This window comes from Mycobacterium malmoense (genome assembly GCF_019645855.1).
Classification (GTDB): Bacteria; Actinomycetota; Actinomycetes; order Mycobacteriales; family Mycobacteriaceae; genus Mycobacterium; species Mycobacterium malmoense.
In genome coordinates this window covers 3,377,260-3,391,011 of the sequence record NZ_CP080999.1, presented here as the reverse complement: position 1 = coordinate 3,391,011, position 13,752 = coordinate 3,377,260, and the positions used below count along the sequence as shown (strand labels likewise).

Genomic DNA, 13,752 nt, shown 5'->3' with positions numbered 1-13,752 from the left:
AAAGGCACAATTACATCACTTGCACGATGGGCGATCGGGACGGACCGTCACGGCCCAGGTGAATCGGAGGGGGAAATCTGACCATGGGAATCAAATATTCGAAGTTCTTAGCCACCGGTGTGGCGATTGTGGGCGCCGTCGGCGCGGCGGCCGTCGGCGTGGCGTCCACCGCGCCCGTCGCGGCCCCGGCCCGGGTGCAACTCGCCGCGGTCGGCGCGCCTTATGGGCCGGCGCTGCCGCAGGCTCCGGCGCCGGGGGCCACCAGCATGCCGACCGCCGCCCAGTTGACCGGCCTGCTGACCAGCCTTGCCGACCCCAGCGTTTCGTTCGCGAACAAGGGCAACCTGGTCGAGGGCGGCATCAGCGGGACGGAAGCGCATCTCGCCGACCACGAGCTGAAGAAGGCCGCCAAGAACGGGGACCTGCCGTTGACGTTCAACATCACCAACATTCAGCCGGGTGCGCCGGGTTCGGCCACGGCCGACGTCGCGGTCTCGGGCCCGAAGCTGCCGAACCCGGTCACGCAGAGCGTCACGTTCGTCAACCAGGGCAGCTGGATGCTGTCGCGCGCCTCGGCGATGGAGCTGTTGCAAGCCGCGGGACACTGAGTCACACCGGTCACGTCCATGGGAACTAACAGCACTGAAGGGAAAACCGTGAAATCCGTAGCTACAAGCGTGGCGGCGTTGGCCGTCCTTGGCGGCGCGGCCGCAGGCTTTGCCTGTGTCGCAGCTTCCGTCCCATCTCCGGCGGCTCAGGTGCAACTGGCCGCCGTCGGCGCGCCTTATGGACCGGCGCTGCCGCAGGACCCGCCGCCCCCGCCGCCAGGCCAAAACCTGCCGACGCCGGACCAGTTGTCCAGCCTCTGCAACCAGGCGACGGATCCCGGCGTGTCGTACACGACCAAGAACAATCTGGTCCAGGGCGGCATCAGCCCGGACGAGGGCCACGTGGCCGACCACGACCTGAGGAAGGCCTACCGGAATGGGAACTTTCCGGAGCAGTTCACCGTGACGAATATCCAGCCGGCCGGCCCGAATGCGGCCACCGCCGACGTGGCCATCTCGGGTCCGAAGTTCGCCGGGCCGGTCACCAAGAACCTCGCGTTCGTCAACGAAGGCGGGAACTGGATACTGCAACACGACTCCGCGATCGCCCTGATCCAGATAGCGACAGCGACGAACTAGCCGGTCACCGCACTCAAGTCGATCCGTGCGATGCGCGCCGGGTCGGCCAGCACGTCGATCGCGGCGACCAGTCCGTCGCGCACCACGAAGCCCATGATCGCCGTTGGCCGCCCGTCGATGAAGATAACCGCGCCGGCGGCGCCGTTGACGACGGCGGCGCGCACCTCGCGCTCGGGCGCCGCGTAGCTGCGCGCGAGCTTGGCCACCGAGGACGCGCCCTCGGCGCGGAACGCGGCGGCGCCCGGGCCGAAGTCGCCGCGCAGGACCACACCGGGATGCAGCACCGACAACAGCCGGTCGAAGTCGCCGGTGCGTCCCGCCGCGAAGAACGCGTCGACGGCCTCGCGTTGCGCGGCGATGTCGCCGTCGGGAGCCGGTTGGGACCGTTCGATCCGGCGGCGCGCCCGGCTGGCCAGCTTGCGCGTCGCCTCCGGCGTCCGGTCGACGATGGGTGCGATCTGGTCGAACGGGACGGCGAACACGTCGTGCAGCACGAACGCCAGCCGCTCGGCCGGCGGCAGCGTGTCGAGGACGACGAACAGCGCCAGACCGACCGCGTCGGCCAGCATCGCCCGGTGTTCGGGATCGAATTCCCCGTCCGCGTCCACGATCGGGTCCGGCAGGTGCGCGACCGGCTCCTCCCGGCCGCGGGCATGGCGGTCGCGCAGCGTGTTCAGGCAGATGCGGGCCACCACGGTGGTCAGCCACGCCTCGAGGTTGCCGATGGCCTGGTCGGTGCGGCTGAGCCGCAGCCACGCCTCCTGCACGGCGTCCTGGGCGTCGTCGATCGAGCCCAGCATGCGGTAGGCGAGGGCGCCCAGTTGGGGCCGCGCCGCCTCGAACCGCGCCGTCAGCGCCGCGTCCGGCGCCGTCACGTGTGACCGGTCTCGGGCAGGGCGCACACCCGGTCGCCGGAAAACCCGGACGACCCGATGCCGAGCGCGATGTTGAACCGGGCGCGCAGGTTGCCCAGCGTGATGACGTGGGTGAGCCCGACGAGCTGGGCGGTGTCGAAGTGGGCGCGCAGCGCCTCGAAGAGCTCGTCGCTCACCTCGACGGGGGTGCGGCTGATCGCGGTGGCGTACTCCAGGATCAGCTTGTCGACGTCGGAGAAGCACGAGGCGTTGCGGTAATCGGCCATTCCGAGCAATTCCTCGTCGGTGATGCCCAGCCCGCGCGCGATCTGGGAGCCGAGGTCGATGCAGTACTCGCAGCGCACCGTCGTCGCGGCCTTCAGCTCGGCCAGCGCGCGGTGGCGGGGATTGAGGACGTCCAGCTTCGACTCGGCCTGCTCGAGCCTGCCGTAGGCGCTGAGCAGCCTCGGGATGTGCGCGTACATCCGCAGCGGTTCGAGCATCCCCGCGGTTTCCAGTCCGGTCATCTTCGCCAGCTTGCGCCTGGTGAAGAAGAAGGCGATCTTGGCGCCCAGGCCGGCGTCGCGGTCGGAGATCCCCTCAATCCGGGACATGGCCTTAAACCTCCTGAACGGTGCTTTGACGGTCCTCACTACGTCGACACCCGGCGACGCGCAAACGTGACCGGGCGTTCAGGAGCGATCGCGCTACGTCGGCCGGCCCAGCGGCACGTCCATGTCGAACACCCGGGCGTGCAGCACGGTGCGATTCCGCAGCGCGGCCCGCACCGCCCGGTGCAGGCCGTCCTCGAGATAGGTGATGCCCTTCCACTTGACCGCGTGCGGGAAAAGGTCGCCGTAGAAGGTGGAGTCCTCCGACAGCAGCCGGTCCAGCGCGAGCACGGTCGTCGTGGTCACCAATTCGTCGAGCCGGATCTGCTGCGGCGGTATCTGGGACCAGTCCTTGTAGGACAGCCCATGCTCGGGGTACGGCTTGCCTTCGCGCACGCCCTTGAAGATCATCGGCGGCTCTTCCCTGAAGCGTCGCCCGGGCCCGGCCAACACATGCCGGACACGCTAGTCCGCAACTCACCGGCGGTCGCCGCCAGACACCCGCTAAGGACAGTTAGCGGCTCTTGAGACCGTAAAATGGACGCGATCAAGGAGGTGGGAGCCGATGGGAAGTGCCGACGAGCGCCGCTTCGAGGTGCTGCGCGCCATCGTCGCCGACTTCGTCGCCACCAAGGAACCGATCGGCTCGAAGTCCTTGGTCGAGCGCCACAACCTGGGCGTGTCGTCGGCCACCATCCGCAACGACATGGCGGTGCTGGAGGCCGAGGGCTACATCACCCAGCCGCACACCAGCTCCGGGCGGGTGCCCACCGAAAAGGGCTACCGCGAGTTCGTCGACCGGATCGACGACGTCAAGCCGCTGTCGTCGGCCGAGCGGCGCGCGATTCAAAGCTTCCTGGAGTCCGGCGTCGACCTCGACGACGTGCTGCGGCGCGCGGTGCGGCTGCTGGCGCAACTGACCCGCCAGGTGGCTGTGGTGCAGTACCCGACGCTGTCGACGTCGACCGTTCGCCATCTGGAAGTGATCGGGCTGACGCCGGCCCGGCTGCTGATGGTCGTCATCACCGACTCCGGCCGGGTGGACCAGCGCATCGTCGAGCTCGGCGACGTCATCGACGACCACCAGCTTTCCCAGTTGCGCGAGATGCTCGGCCAGGCGCTGGTGGGCAAGAGGCTGGCCGCGGCGTCGACCGCGGTCGCCGACTTGGCCGGGGAGCTCGACGGGCGGAGTGGGCTGTCCAACAACCTCAGCAACGCCGTCGGCCGCTCGGCGACGGTGTTGCTGGAGTCGCTGGTCGAACACAGCGAGGAACGCTTGCTGATGGGCGGCACCGCCAATTTGACCCGCAACGCCGCGGATTTCGGTGGTTCGCTGCGGTCCATCCTCGAGGCCCTCGAGGAGCAGGTGGTGGTGCTGCGGTTGCTGGCGGCCCAGCAGGAAGCCGGCAAGGTGACCGTGCGCATCGGTCACGAGACGGCCGTCGAGCAGATGGTGGGCACCTCGATGGTGTCCACCGTCTACGGCACCTCGGATACCGTGTACGGCGGTATGGGCGTGCTGGGGCCCACCCGGATGGACTATCCGGGAACTATGGCCAGCGTCGCTGCGGTTGCTCTATACATCAGCGAAGTTCTGGGTGCCCGATGACCGCGCACCCCCAGAATGCCCAAGCTTTCTAGGCGCGGCACAGGAAAGGTCAGGCGTGGCACGCGATTATTACGGGCTGCTCGGCGTGGGCAGAAACGCCAGCGATGCGGACATCAAACGCGCGTACCGCAAGCTCGCGCGCGAGTTGCATCCCGACGTCAATCCCGACGAGGCCGCGCAGGCGAAGTTCAAGGAGATCAGCGTCGCCTACGAGGTGCTGAGCGATCCGGAGAAGCGCCGGATCGTCGACTTGGGCGGGGATCCCCTGGAAAACGCGGCCGCCTCGGCGGGCGGCGGGTTCGGCGGCTTCGGCAATTTGGGCGACGTGTTCGAGGCCTTCTTCGGCGGCGGCTTCAGCGCTGGTTCGGCCGCCCGCGGACCGATCGGGCGGGTGCGACCGGGCTCGGATTCGCTGCTGCGGATGCGGCTGGACCTCGAGGAGTGCGCGACCGGCGTGACCAAACAGGTCACCGTCGACACCGCGGTGTTGTGCGACCGGTGCCAGGGCAAGGGCACCAACGGCGACTCGGCGCCGATCCCCTGTGACACCTGCGGTGGCCGCGGGGAGGTGCAGACGGTGCAGCGCTCGCTGCTGGGCCAGGTGATGACGTCGCGGCCGTGTCCCACCTGCCGCGGTGTCGGGGTGGTCATCCCCGACCCGTGCCACCAATGCATGGGCGACGGCCGGGTGCGGGCCCGCCGGGAGATCAGCGTCAAGATCCCCGCCGGGGTCGGCGACGGCATGCGGGTCCGGCTCGCCGCCCAGGGCGAGGTCGGGCCCGGGGGAGGCCCGGCCGGCGACCTGTACGTCGAGGTCCACGAGCAGGCCCACGACATCTTCGTCCGTGAGGGCGACGACCTGCACTGCACGGTGTCGGTGCCGATGGTCGACGCGGCGCTGGGCGCCACCGTCACCGTCGACGCCATCCTGGACGGCACGAGCGAGATCACCATTCCGGCCGGCACGCAGCCGGGCTCGGTGATCACGCTGCGCGGCCACGGCATGCCGCACCTGCGGTCCGGTGTCCGGGGCGACCTGCACGTCCACGTCGAGGTGGTGGTTCCCACCCGGCTGGACCACCACGACACCGAACTGCTGCGCGAGCTGAAGAATCGCCGCAGCCGCGACGTGCCCGAGGTCCGCTCGACGCACGCCGGCAGCGGCCTGTTCAGCCGGCTGCGCGAGACGTTCACCGGGCGCTAGTTTTAGGGGCCCCTGCCTGTGGTGGCTGGAATATCCAAGCTGTTCTACGTTGACGCACTGCCCGATCCCGGCGCGCTGGCCGTCGTCGACGGCGACGAGGGTTTCCACGCCGCCACCGTGCGGCGCATCCGGCCCGGCGAACAGCTGGTGCTCGGCGACGGCGCCGGTGGGCTGGCCCGCTGCCGGGTCGAGCATGCGGGGCGCGGCGGGCTGCAGGCGCGGGTGCTGGGACGGTGGAGCGTCGCGCCCGGTCGCCCAGCGGTCACGGTGGTGCAGGCATTGCCCAAGTCCGAACGTTCGGAGTTGGCAATCGAATTGGCCACCGAGGCCGGCGCCGACGCGTTCCTGGCCTGGCAGGCGGCCCGCTGTGTGGCCACCTGGGAAGGTGCCCGGGTCGACAAGGGTCTGCGCAAGTGGCGTGCGGCCGCCCGTTCGGCCGCCCGGCAATCCCGCCGGGCGCACATCCCGCCGGTGGAGGCCGTGCTATCCACCGCGGCGCTGATCCAGCGGGTCCGCGACGAGGTGGCGGCCGGGACGGCGGTGCTGGCCTTGCACGAGTCGGCGACCGATCGGCTCGCGGAGTGCCATGTTGCCCAAGCGGATTCGGTGTTCCTGGTGGTCGGGCCCGAGGGCGGCATCGCGCCGGAGGAGGCCGCCGCGTTGACCGAGGCGGGCGCGGTCGCGGTCCGCCTCGGCCCGCAGGTGCTGCGGACGTCGACCGCCGCCGCGGTGGCCTTGGGCGCGCTGGGCGTGCTGACCCCGCGCTGGGAACATTCGTCGAGCCTGTAAATCTGCAGGCCCGCACTCGAACTTTCCCTGCACGATTACAGGCTCGCGGAGTTATCTTCTGCTGATGGCCGAGGCTGCCCACGATTTGAGCGCGCTCTTCGACGAGCATGTCGCCGACGAGTTCGTCGCCAAGGACGTCGCCGCCACCATGGCGACGATGACCGCGCACCCCTTCGTCAACCACGTGCCCACGATGATGGGCGGCGTCGGCGCGGACGAGGTGGCCGACTTCTACCGCGAGCACTTCATCGGGCACTGGCCCGCCGACACCGCGATCATCCCGGTCTGTCGCACCGTCGGCGCCGACCGCGTCGTCGACGAGATGATCATGTCGTTCACGCACGACGTACCGATGCCGACATTCCTTCCCGGCGTCTCGCCCACCGGGCGCGCCGTCAAGCTGCCGGTGGTGGTCGTGATGGGGTTCGACGTGGACTCCGATACGCCCAAGGTCGCCTACGAACGGATCTACTGGGACCAGGCCTGTCTGCTGGTGCAGGTCGGCCTGCTCGACGGCACCTCGCTGCCCGTCACCGGCGCCGCCCAGGCCCACAAGGTGCTGGGCAAGGACCAGCCGTCGAATACGCAGCTGAAAGCTGACCAACCCGTGCCCCCGGCGTAGACTGAGGCGGCCGAGCAAACCCCTGACAAGCCGAGAAAGCAGGCATCGAAAACCACGTGACGCCCCGCGAAACCAGCGCTGCTGATGCAGCCGGAGGCCAACAGGCCAACGCTCAGGTTCGCAGCAGCATCGACGTTCCGCCCGATCTCGTCATGGGCCTACTGGGTTCGGCAGACGAAAATCTGCGCGCGCTGGAACGCACCCTGAACGCCGACCTGCATGTGCGCGGCAACGCCGTGACCCTCTCCGGTGAGCCGGCCGACGTCGCGCTCGCGGAGCGGGTGATCTCCGAGCTGGTCGCCATCGTGGGCGGCGGCCAGCCGTTGACGCCGGAGGTGGTCCGTCACAGCGTCGCCATGCTGGTCGGCACCGGCAACGAGTCACCGGCCGAGGTGCTCACCCTGGACATCTTGTCGCGCCGTGGCACCACGATCCGGCCCAAGACGCTGAACCAGAAGCGTTACGTCGACGCCATCGACGCCAACACGATCGTCTTCGGCGTCGGCCCGGCCGGCACCGGAAAGACCTACCTGGCCATGGCCAAGGCCGTCCACGCGCTGCAGACCAAGCAGGTAAGCCGGATCATCTTGACCCGCCCGGCGGTGGAAGCCGGTGAGCGCCTTGGCTTTTTGCCGGGCACGCTGAGCGAGAAGATCGACCCCTACCTGCGCCCGCTGTACGACGCGCTGTACGACATGATGGATCCCGAGCTGATCCCGAAGCTGATGTCGGCCGGGGTCATCGAGGTGGCGCCGCTGGCATACATGCGGGGAAGGGCCCAGCCGGTATTCACTAAAGTATTGACGCCCAACGGTTTCCGTCCGATCGGCGAATTACGGGTCGGGGATTTCGTGATCGGGTCGGACGGGCGTCCCACGGAAGTCTCGGGTGTCTATCCGCAGGGCTTCAAGGAGATCTACCGGGTTTTTACTCAGGACGGTTCCTCGACGCTCGCGTCGGGTGATCATTTGTGGTCGGTGTACACACGAGCGGACAGGCGGCGAGGCAAACCCGCACGCGTGCTGCAGACCAAGGAGATGATCGGCAACCTTCGCGCGGCGCATTCTCACCGCTACGAACTACCGACGTTGAGCGCCCCGGTGACCTTCGCCGCGCGCCCAGTGCCGATTGATCCGTACGCGCTCGGTCTGCTCCTGGGCAACGGATGTCTTACATGTGCGACGACGCCGAGTTTCGCGACGACCGATCCCGAGTTGGCCAGTGCGCTGGGCGAGCTCATTCCCGGAATCGAAGTACGACGCAAAACGGAGGTCGACTACATCCTGAACCGCGCCGCCGGTCTCGGTCATGTCACCGCTCGAGAGAACCCGGTGACGGGTGCCTTGCGTCGACTCGGTCTGGCGGGAACACGGTCGAACACCAAGTTCATCCCCGCGGATTACCTGTTCAACTCGCCAGATGTGCGGTTGGCGGTGTTGCAGGGTCTGTTGGATTCCGATGGAGGTCCGGTCACTCAGAAGGGGCGAACTTGCCGCATCCAGTTGGTGACGGTATCCGATCGACTCCGTGATGATGTGGTGTTCCTGGTTCAGTCGCTCGGCGGTATTGTCTACCAGCGCACCCGACTGGCTGTGGGTCGCAAGCCGGGACTTGCCCGCGGCCGCGACGTGCATCACCGATCCGATGCCCACGCCCTAGACATCCGTTTGCCTGACGGGATAGTGCCGTTCCGGCTAGCCCGGAAGGCGGCGAAGTACGACGAGGTGGGCGGCGGCCGACCGATGCGTTTCGTTGACCGCATTGAGCCCGCCGGAACCGAAGAAGCGGTGTGCGTTCAGGTCGCGGCAGCGGATTCTTTGTATGTCACTGAAGACTTTTTGCTGACACACAACACGTTGAATTCCGCGTTCATCGTCCTCGACGAGGCGCAGAACACCACCGCCGAGCAGATGAAGATGTTCCTCACCCGGCTGGGCTTCGGGTCGAAAGTCGTTGTCACCGGCGACATCACCCAGATCGACCTTCCCGGCGGCGCCAGATCCGGCCTGCGCTCGGCGATCGACATCCTCGAGAGTGTCGATGACATCCACATCGCGGAGCTGACCAGCGTGGACGTGGTGCGCCACCGGCTGGTCTCGGAGATCGTCGACGCCTACGCCAGGTACGAGGAGCCCGGCTCGGGGATGAACCGGGCGGCTCGGCGGGCCGCGAGCTCCCGCGGTCGCCGATGATGGGCGTGGTGAGCAAGCTATGACCATTGAGGTATCCAACGAGTCGGGCGTTGACGTCTCCGAGGCCGAATTGGTCAGCGTCGCAAGGTTTGTCATCGCCAGAATGGACGTCAACCCGGCCGCCGAGCTGTCGATGGTGCTACTGGACACCGCGGCCATGGCCGACCTGCACATGCGCTGGATGGACCTGCCCGGGCCGACCGACGTGATGAGCTTTCCGATGGACGAGCTCGAGCCCGGCGGCCGGCCCGACGCCCCCGAGCCGGGGCCGTCGATGCTGGGCGACATCGTGCTGTGCCCGGAATTCGCCGCGGAACAGGCCGCCGCGGCCGGCCACAGCCTCGGACATGAGTTGGCGCTGTTGACGATTCACGGAGTGCTGCATCTGCTCGGCTACGACCACGGCGAGCCGGCCGAGGAAAAAGAGATGTTCGCCCTGCAGGACCGGCTGCTCGAAGAGTGGGTCGCCGAACAGGTCGAGGCCTACCACCAGGACCGCCAGGAGGAACGCGACCGCCGGTTGCTGGACAAGTCAAGGTATTTCGACCATTGACCGGACTGTCTCAGCTGCTCGGCGCGATCGCCCTGATCGCTCTGGGCGGGCTTTTCGCGGCGATCGACGCCGCCATCAGCACGGTGTCGCTGGCCCGGGTGCAGGAGCTGGTGCGCGACGAGCGGCCCGGCGCGGTGTCGCTGCTGCGGGTGATGACCGAGCGGCCCCGCTACATCAACCTGGTCGTGCTGCTGCGCATCATCTGCGAGATCACCGCGACCGTACTGCTGGTGGTGTTCCTCTACGACAACCTCGGCATGAACTGGGCGTTGTTCGGCGCCGCGACCATCATGGTGGTGACCAGCTTCGTCGTCATCGGCGTGGGCCCGCGCACCCTCGGCCGCCAGCACGCCTATTCGATTTCGTTGACGACGGCCCTTCCGCTGCGCGGTATTTCGTGGTTGTTGATGCCGATCAGCCGGTTGCTGGTGGTCCTGGGCAACGCGCTCACACCGGGCCGGGGCCTGCGGAACGGCCCGTTCGCCTCCGAGATCGAACTGCGCGAGGTCGTCGATCTGGCCCAGCAGCGCGGCGTGGTCGCCGCCGACGAGCGCCGGATGATCCAGTCGGTCTTCGAGCTCGGTGATACCCCGGCCCGCGAGGTGATGGTGCCGCGCACCGAGATGATCTGGATCGAAAGCGACAAGTTCGCCAGCCAGGCGACGAACCTGGCCGTGCGCAGCGGCCATTCCCGCATCCCGGTGATCGGCGAGAACGTCGACGACATCGTCGGGGTCGTGTACCTGAAAGACCTTGTCCAGCAGACGTTCCTATCGCCCGACGGCGGCCGCGACACCAAGGTGTCACAGGTGATGCGCCCGGCGGTGTTCGTGCCGGACTCCAAGCCGCTGGACGCGCTGCTGCGGGAAATGCAGCGCGACCGCAACCACATGGCCCTGCTCGTCGACGAGTACGGGGCGATAGCCGGCCTGGTCAGCATCGAAGACGTGCTCGAAGAAATCGTCGGCGAGATCGCCGACGAGTACGACGAGGCGGAAACGGCCCCGGTAGAAGACCTGGGCGACAAACGTTTTCGGGTGTCGGCGCGGCTGCCGATCGAAGACGTCGGTGAGCTGTACGGCGTGGAGTTCGACGACGATCTCGACGTCGATACCGTGGGCGGTCTGCTGGGTCTGGAATTGGGCCGGGTTCCGCTGCCGGGCGCCGAGGTGGTGTCGCATGGCTTGCGGCTGCGCGCGGAGGGCGGCCCGGATCACCGGGGGCGGGTACGGATCAACACCGTTTTGTTGAGCCCGGCCGGCCCCGAGTCCAATGGTGGGGAGGCCGATCATCATGGCTGAGCGGCTGGACGCCGAGGACGCCAAGCTGGTGGTGCTGGCGCGGGCCGCGATGGCCCGCGCCGACGCCGGCAGCGGCGCCGCGGTCCGGGACGCCGACGGCCGCACGTATGCGGCCGCGCCGGTGGACTTGTCGACGCTGAAGCTGACCGGTTTGCAGGCTGCGGTGGCCGCGGCCGCGTCCAGCGGGGCGACCGGGTTGGAGGCCGCCGTCCTGGTGGCGGCGTCCGCCGACGATCCCGGGATCGCCGCGGTGCGCGAACTGTCTCCGACGGCCCCGATCATCGTCACCGACCGCGCCGGGAACCTGGTATGACGCCGAACGTGCACTCATGGCGAGAAATCCGCGCAAAAGTCGCCCTGTGTGCACGCTCGGCGATAGGCCGACCGCCCAACTCCACCTCACGCATCGCCGTCGGGTGCCATGGCTGAATTCCGTTCGGGCTTCGTGTGTTTGGTCGGCCGGCCGAACACCGGCAAGTCGACGCTGACCAACGCGCTCGTCGGCGCCAAGGTGGCGATCACCTCGACGCGGCCGCAGACCACCCGGCACACCATTCGCGGGATCGTGCACCGGGAGAACTTCCAGATCATCCTGGTCGACACCCCCGGCCTGCACCGGCCGCGCACGCTGCTGGGCAAGCGGCTCAACGACCTGGTCCGCGACACCTATGCCGAGGTCGACGTGATCGGGTTGTGCATCCCGGCCGACGAGGCGATCGGCCCGGGCGACCGGTGGATCGTCGACCAGGTTCGCGCGGTCGCTCCCAGGACCAAGCTTGTAGTCATCGTCACCAAGATCGACAAGGTGCCCAAAGACCGGGTGGCCGCGCAGCTGGTCGCGGTCAGCGAGCTGGTCGGCGATTCCGCCGAAATCGTTCCGGTGTCGGCGGCAACCGGCGCGCAGGTCGACGTGCTGGTCGACGTGCTGGCCGCGGCGCTGCCCGAAGGCCCGGCCTATTACCCCGACGGTGAGCTGACCGACGAGCCCGAGGAGGTTTTGATGGCCGAGCTCATCCGCGAGGCTGCCCTGGAGGGAGTGCGCGACGAGCTGCCGCATTCGCTGGCGGTGGTGATCGACGAGGTCAACCCGCGTGAGGGCCGGGATGACCTCATCGACGTGCACGCCATCCTCTACGTCGAGCGGGACAGCCAGAAGGGCATCGTCATCGGCAAGCGCGGCGCGCGGCTGCGGGAGGTGGGCACCGCCGCGCGCGCCCAGATCGAGAAACTGCTGGGCACCAAGGTCTACCTCGACCTGCGTGTCAAGGTCGCCAAAAATTGGCAGAGCGACCCCAAACAGCTTGGCCGGCTTGGTTTTTAGCGCTCACGGCCTCACACCAGCACCCGGATGGTCCGCAGCGACGGATCCGCCGCGTCGGGGATGTTCATGCCGGCGCGCACACCCGAGCAAACGTAGTCCAGCACGGCGTCGTTGAGGCGCTCGCCGGGCACGACGGCGGGAATGCCGGGCGGGTACGGCGTGACCTGTTCGGCGGCAACACGTCCCGCGGCACGATGCGACGGCACCGCCTCGACGCGTCCGAAGAACGCGTCACGCGGCAGGCAAACGGTTTCTAGTTGCAGCTGCTCGGGCGACGGCAGGTCGATTCGCGACGGCCGGTCGAGGTCGTTGGCCGCCTTGCGCCACGCCCACAGCGCCTCGGTCAGGCGGCCCGCGGTGGTCTTGTCGTCGGCGAAGGACAGGGTCGCCAGGATGCGGCGATGATCGCTCATCCCGACGTCGATATGGGCGTACGCGCGCAGCCAGTCGGCGGCCTGATAGCCCGAGGTGCCGGTGGCCGAGACGTCCATCATCACCTGCAACCGGTCCAGGTCATGGGATGCCTGCACGCCGAGCAGCTCGTCGTTGAGCACCTGCACATCCGGGATGAGTTCGATGTCCTCGCGCAGCTGACTCGCCAAATCCAGTGCGGCACCGAGCAATTCGTGACCGTGCTCGACCATCTGCCGCCGCCATCCGTCCATCGCGGCATAGACCAGGACGTTGGGGCTGGTGGTCATCAGCAGATCCGCGCAGGCCGAAAGGCGGTCCCGGTCGATGAGATCGCCCTGCACGTGAAACACGGAGCCCTGTTCGAAACCGGCACCCATCTTGTGCACGCTCACGACGCAGATGTCCGCGCCGGCATCCATCGCCCAGGTCGGCAGGTCCTCATGAAACGGCAGGTGCGCGCCCCACGCCTCGTCGATGATCAGCGGCTTGCCACGAGCGTGGCAGACCTCGGCGATTCCGGCGATGTCGGCGCAGGTGCCATACGGGCTGGGGCTCACGACGAGCGCACCGGCGGCGTCGGGATGCCTTTCCCACGTCCGCTCCACCTGCCGCGGTGAGGGCGGATGCGAAAAGTGATGCTCGGCGTCCCAGCGGGGCGTGATCCAGTGAGGCTGCACGCCGGAGAAAATCAGGCCCGCCACGATGGACTTGTGGCTGTCCCGGCCCAACAGCAGGCCGCCGTCACCACCGGCTACGGCCATCATCGCCGCCTTCACCGACAGCGAGCTGCCGCACGTGGAGAACCATGCGAAGTCGGCACCCACCGCCTCGGCCATGAGGTCCTCCGCGCGCTTCAGGTACTTGTTGCTGGTCCTGCGGTTGTCCAGCCCGCCGCTGGCCAGCACGTCGTCGAGGAACGGTTCACGGCCCAGCACCGCCAGGACCCGGTCGTCGGTGCCGCGGCCCTGCCGGTGGCCCGGCGGCGTGAACCCGTACCGGTTCTTGTCGCGGTAGTCGGTCAGCGCATGAAGCAGCGGAGCATCGGATTGGTCCATCCCGAACGGGTACCCGCGTTGTCGCGGCCTAACGCCGGCA

General features: G+C 68.2%; 14 protein-coding genes and 3 pseudogenes. 13 read left to right on the top strand and 4 right to left on the bottom strand.

Features of this window, described 5'->3' with window-relative positions; genetic code table 11:
• Positions 1-89 precede the first annotated feature (89 nt).
• Positions 90-608: an MTB12 family secreted protein gene (locus K3U93_RS15740; RefSeq protein WP_139796923.1), complete on the top strand. Its 519-nt coding sequence runs from the start codon at positions 90-92 to the stop codon at positions 606-608.
• Positions 609-626: 18 nt separating this feature from the next.
• Positions 627-1,187 carry an MTB12 family secreted protein gene (locus K3U93_RS15735; protein ID WP_071509381.1) on the top strand — a complete coding sequence of 187 codons (561 nt, stop codon included), beginning with the start codon at positions 627-629 and terminating at the stop codon, positions 1,185-1,187.
• On the opposite strand, the gene K3U93_RS15730 is transcribed toward K3U93_RS15735, so the two are convergent.
• The 3 genes from K3U93_RS15730 to K3U93_RS15720 all read right to left on the bottom strand — a co-directional run bounded on the left by K3U93_RS15730 (position 1,184) and on the right by K3U93_RS15720 (position 3,063).
• Positions 1,184-2,062 (bottom strand): sigma-70 family RNA polymerase sigma factor, encoded by an 879-nt coding sequence (locus tag K3U93_RS15730; RefSeq protein WP_083010395.1) that lies wholly within the window; start codon positions 2,060-2,062, stop codon positions 1,184-1,186. The two genes, K3U93_RS15735 and K3U93_RS15730, sit on opposite strands and share 4 nt — an antisense overlap.
• Positions 2,059-2,655 carry a carboxymuconolactone decarboxylase family protein gene (locus tag K3U93_RS15725; protein WP_083010396.1) on the bottom strand — a complete coding sequence of 199 codons (597 nt, stop codon included), beginning with the start codon at positions 2,653-2,655 and terminating at the stop codon, positions 2,059-2,061. Before K3U93_RS15725 ends, K3U93_RS15730 begins: the two co-directional genes overlap by 4 nt.
• Positions 2,656-2,748: 93 nt before the next feature.
• Positions 2,749-3,063: a type II toxin-antitoxin system VapB family antitoxin gene (locus K3U93_RS15720; RefSeq protein WP_083010397.1), complete on the bottom strand. Its 315-nt coding sequence runs from the start codon at positions 3,061-3,063 to the stop codon at positions 2,749-2,751.
• Between the two features lie 154 nt (positions 3,064-3,217).
• On the opposite strand from K3U93_RS15720, the gene hrcA reads away from it, so the two are divergent.
• The 11 genes and pseudogenes from hrcA (at position 3,218) to era (ending at position 12,243) form a co-directional block, all read left to right on the top strand.
• Positions 3,218-4,261: a heat-inducible transcriptional repressor HrcA gene (gene hrcA / locus K3U93_RS15715; protein ID WP_071509385.1), complete on the top strand. Its 1,044-nt coding sequence runs from the start codon at positions 3,218-3,220 to the stop codon at positions 4,259-4,261.
• 55 nt (positions 4,262-4,316) lie between these two features.
• Positions 4,317-5,465, top strand: a complete 1,149-nt coding sequence (dnaJ, locus tag K3U93_RS15710; RefSeq protein ID WP_083010398.1) for a molecular chaperone DnaJ — start codon at positions 4,317-4,319, stop codon at positions 5,463-5,465.
• A gap of 30 nt (positions 5,466-5,495) precedes the next feature.
• A complete protein-coding gene (locus K3U93_RS15705; RefSeq protein WP_083010475.1) occupies positions 5,496-6,254 on the top strand; it encodes a 16S rRNA (uracil(1498)-N(3))-methyltransferase in 759 nt (252 codons plus the stop codon).
• 64 nt (positions 6,255-6,318) lie between these two features.
• Complete coding sequence (locus K3U93_RS15700; protein WP_083010399.1) at positions 6,319-6,876, top strand: hypothetical protein; 558 nt, start codon at positions 6,319-6,321, stop codon at positions 6,874-6,876.
• 56 nt (positions 6,877-6,932) lie between these two features.
• A pseudogene (locus K3U93_RS24985) lies at positions 6,933-7,652 on the top strand (PhoH family protein); the annotation flags it as partial.
• A pseudogene (locus K3U93_RS25705) lies at positions 7,641-8,432 on the top strand (PhoH family protein); the annotation flags it as partial. The pseudogenes K3U93_RS24985 and K3U93_RS25705, both read left to right, overlap by 12 nt.
• A gap of 297 nt (positions 8,433-8,729) precedes the next feature.
• Positions 8,730-9,068, top strand: a pseudogene (locus K3U93_RS24980) (PhoH family protein); the annotation flags it as partial.
• Positions 9,069-9,087: 19 nt separating this feature from the next.
• The gene (ybeY, locus tag K3U93_RS15690) at positions 9,088-9,621 is read left to right on the top strand and encodes an rRNA maturation RNase YbeY (protein ID WP_083010401.1); all 534 of its coding nucleotides are present in this window, start codon (positions 9,088-9,090) and stop codon (positions 9,619-9,621) included.
• Complete coding sequence (locus K3U93_RS15685; protein WP_083010402.1) at positions 9,618-10,922, top strand: hemolysin family protein; 1,305 nt, start codon at positions 9,618-9,620, stop codon at positions 10,920-10,922. Before ybeY ends, K3U93_RS15685 begins: the two co-directional genes overlap by 4 nt.
• Positions 10,894-11,235, top strand: coding sequence for a cytidine deaminase (locus tag K3U93_RS15680; RefSeq protein WP_139796905.1), 342 nt, complete (start codon positions 10,894-10,896; stop codon positions 11,233-11,235). The genes K3U93_RS15685 and K3U93_RS15680 overlap by 29 nt, the downstream gene beginning before the upstream one ends.
• Positions 11,236-11,343: 108 nt before the next feature.
• The gene (era, locus tag K3U93_RS15675; protein WP_083010404.1) at positions 11,344-12,243 is read left to right on the top strand and encodes a GTPase Era; all 900 of its coding nucleotides are present in this window, start codon (positions 11,344-11,346) and stop codon (positions 12,241-12,243) included.
• 11 nt (positions 12,244-12,254) lie between these two features.
• Here the strand turns inward: era and K3U93_RS15670 are convergent, their stop codons facing one another.
• Positions 12,255-13,712 (bottom strand): aminotransferase class I/II-fold pyridoxal phosphate-dependent enzyme, encoded by a 1,458-nt coding sequence (locus K3U93_RS15670; RefSeq protein WP_083010405.1) that lies wholly within the window; start codon positions 13,710-13,712, stop codon positions 12,255-12,257.
• Positions 13,713-13,752 lie beyond the last annotated feature (40 nt).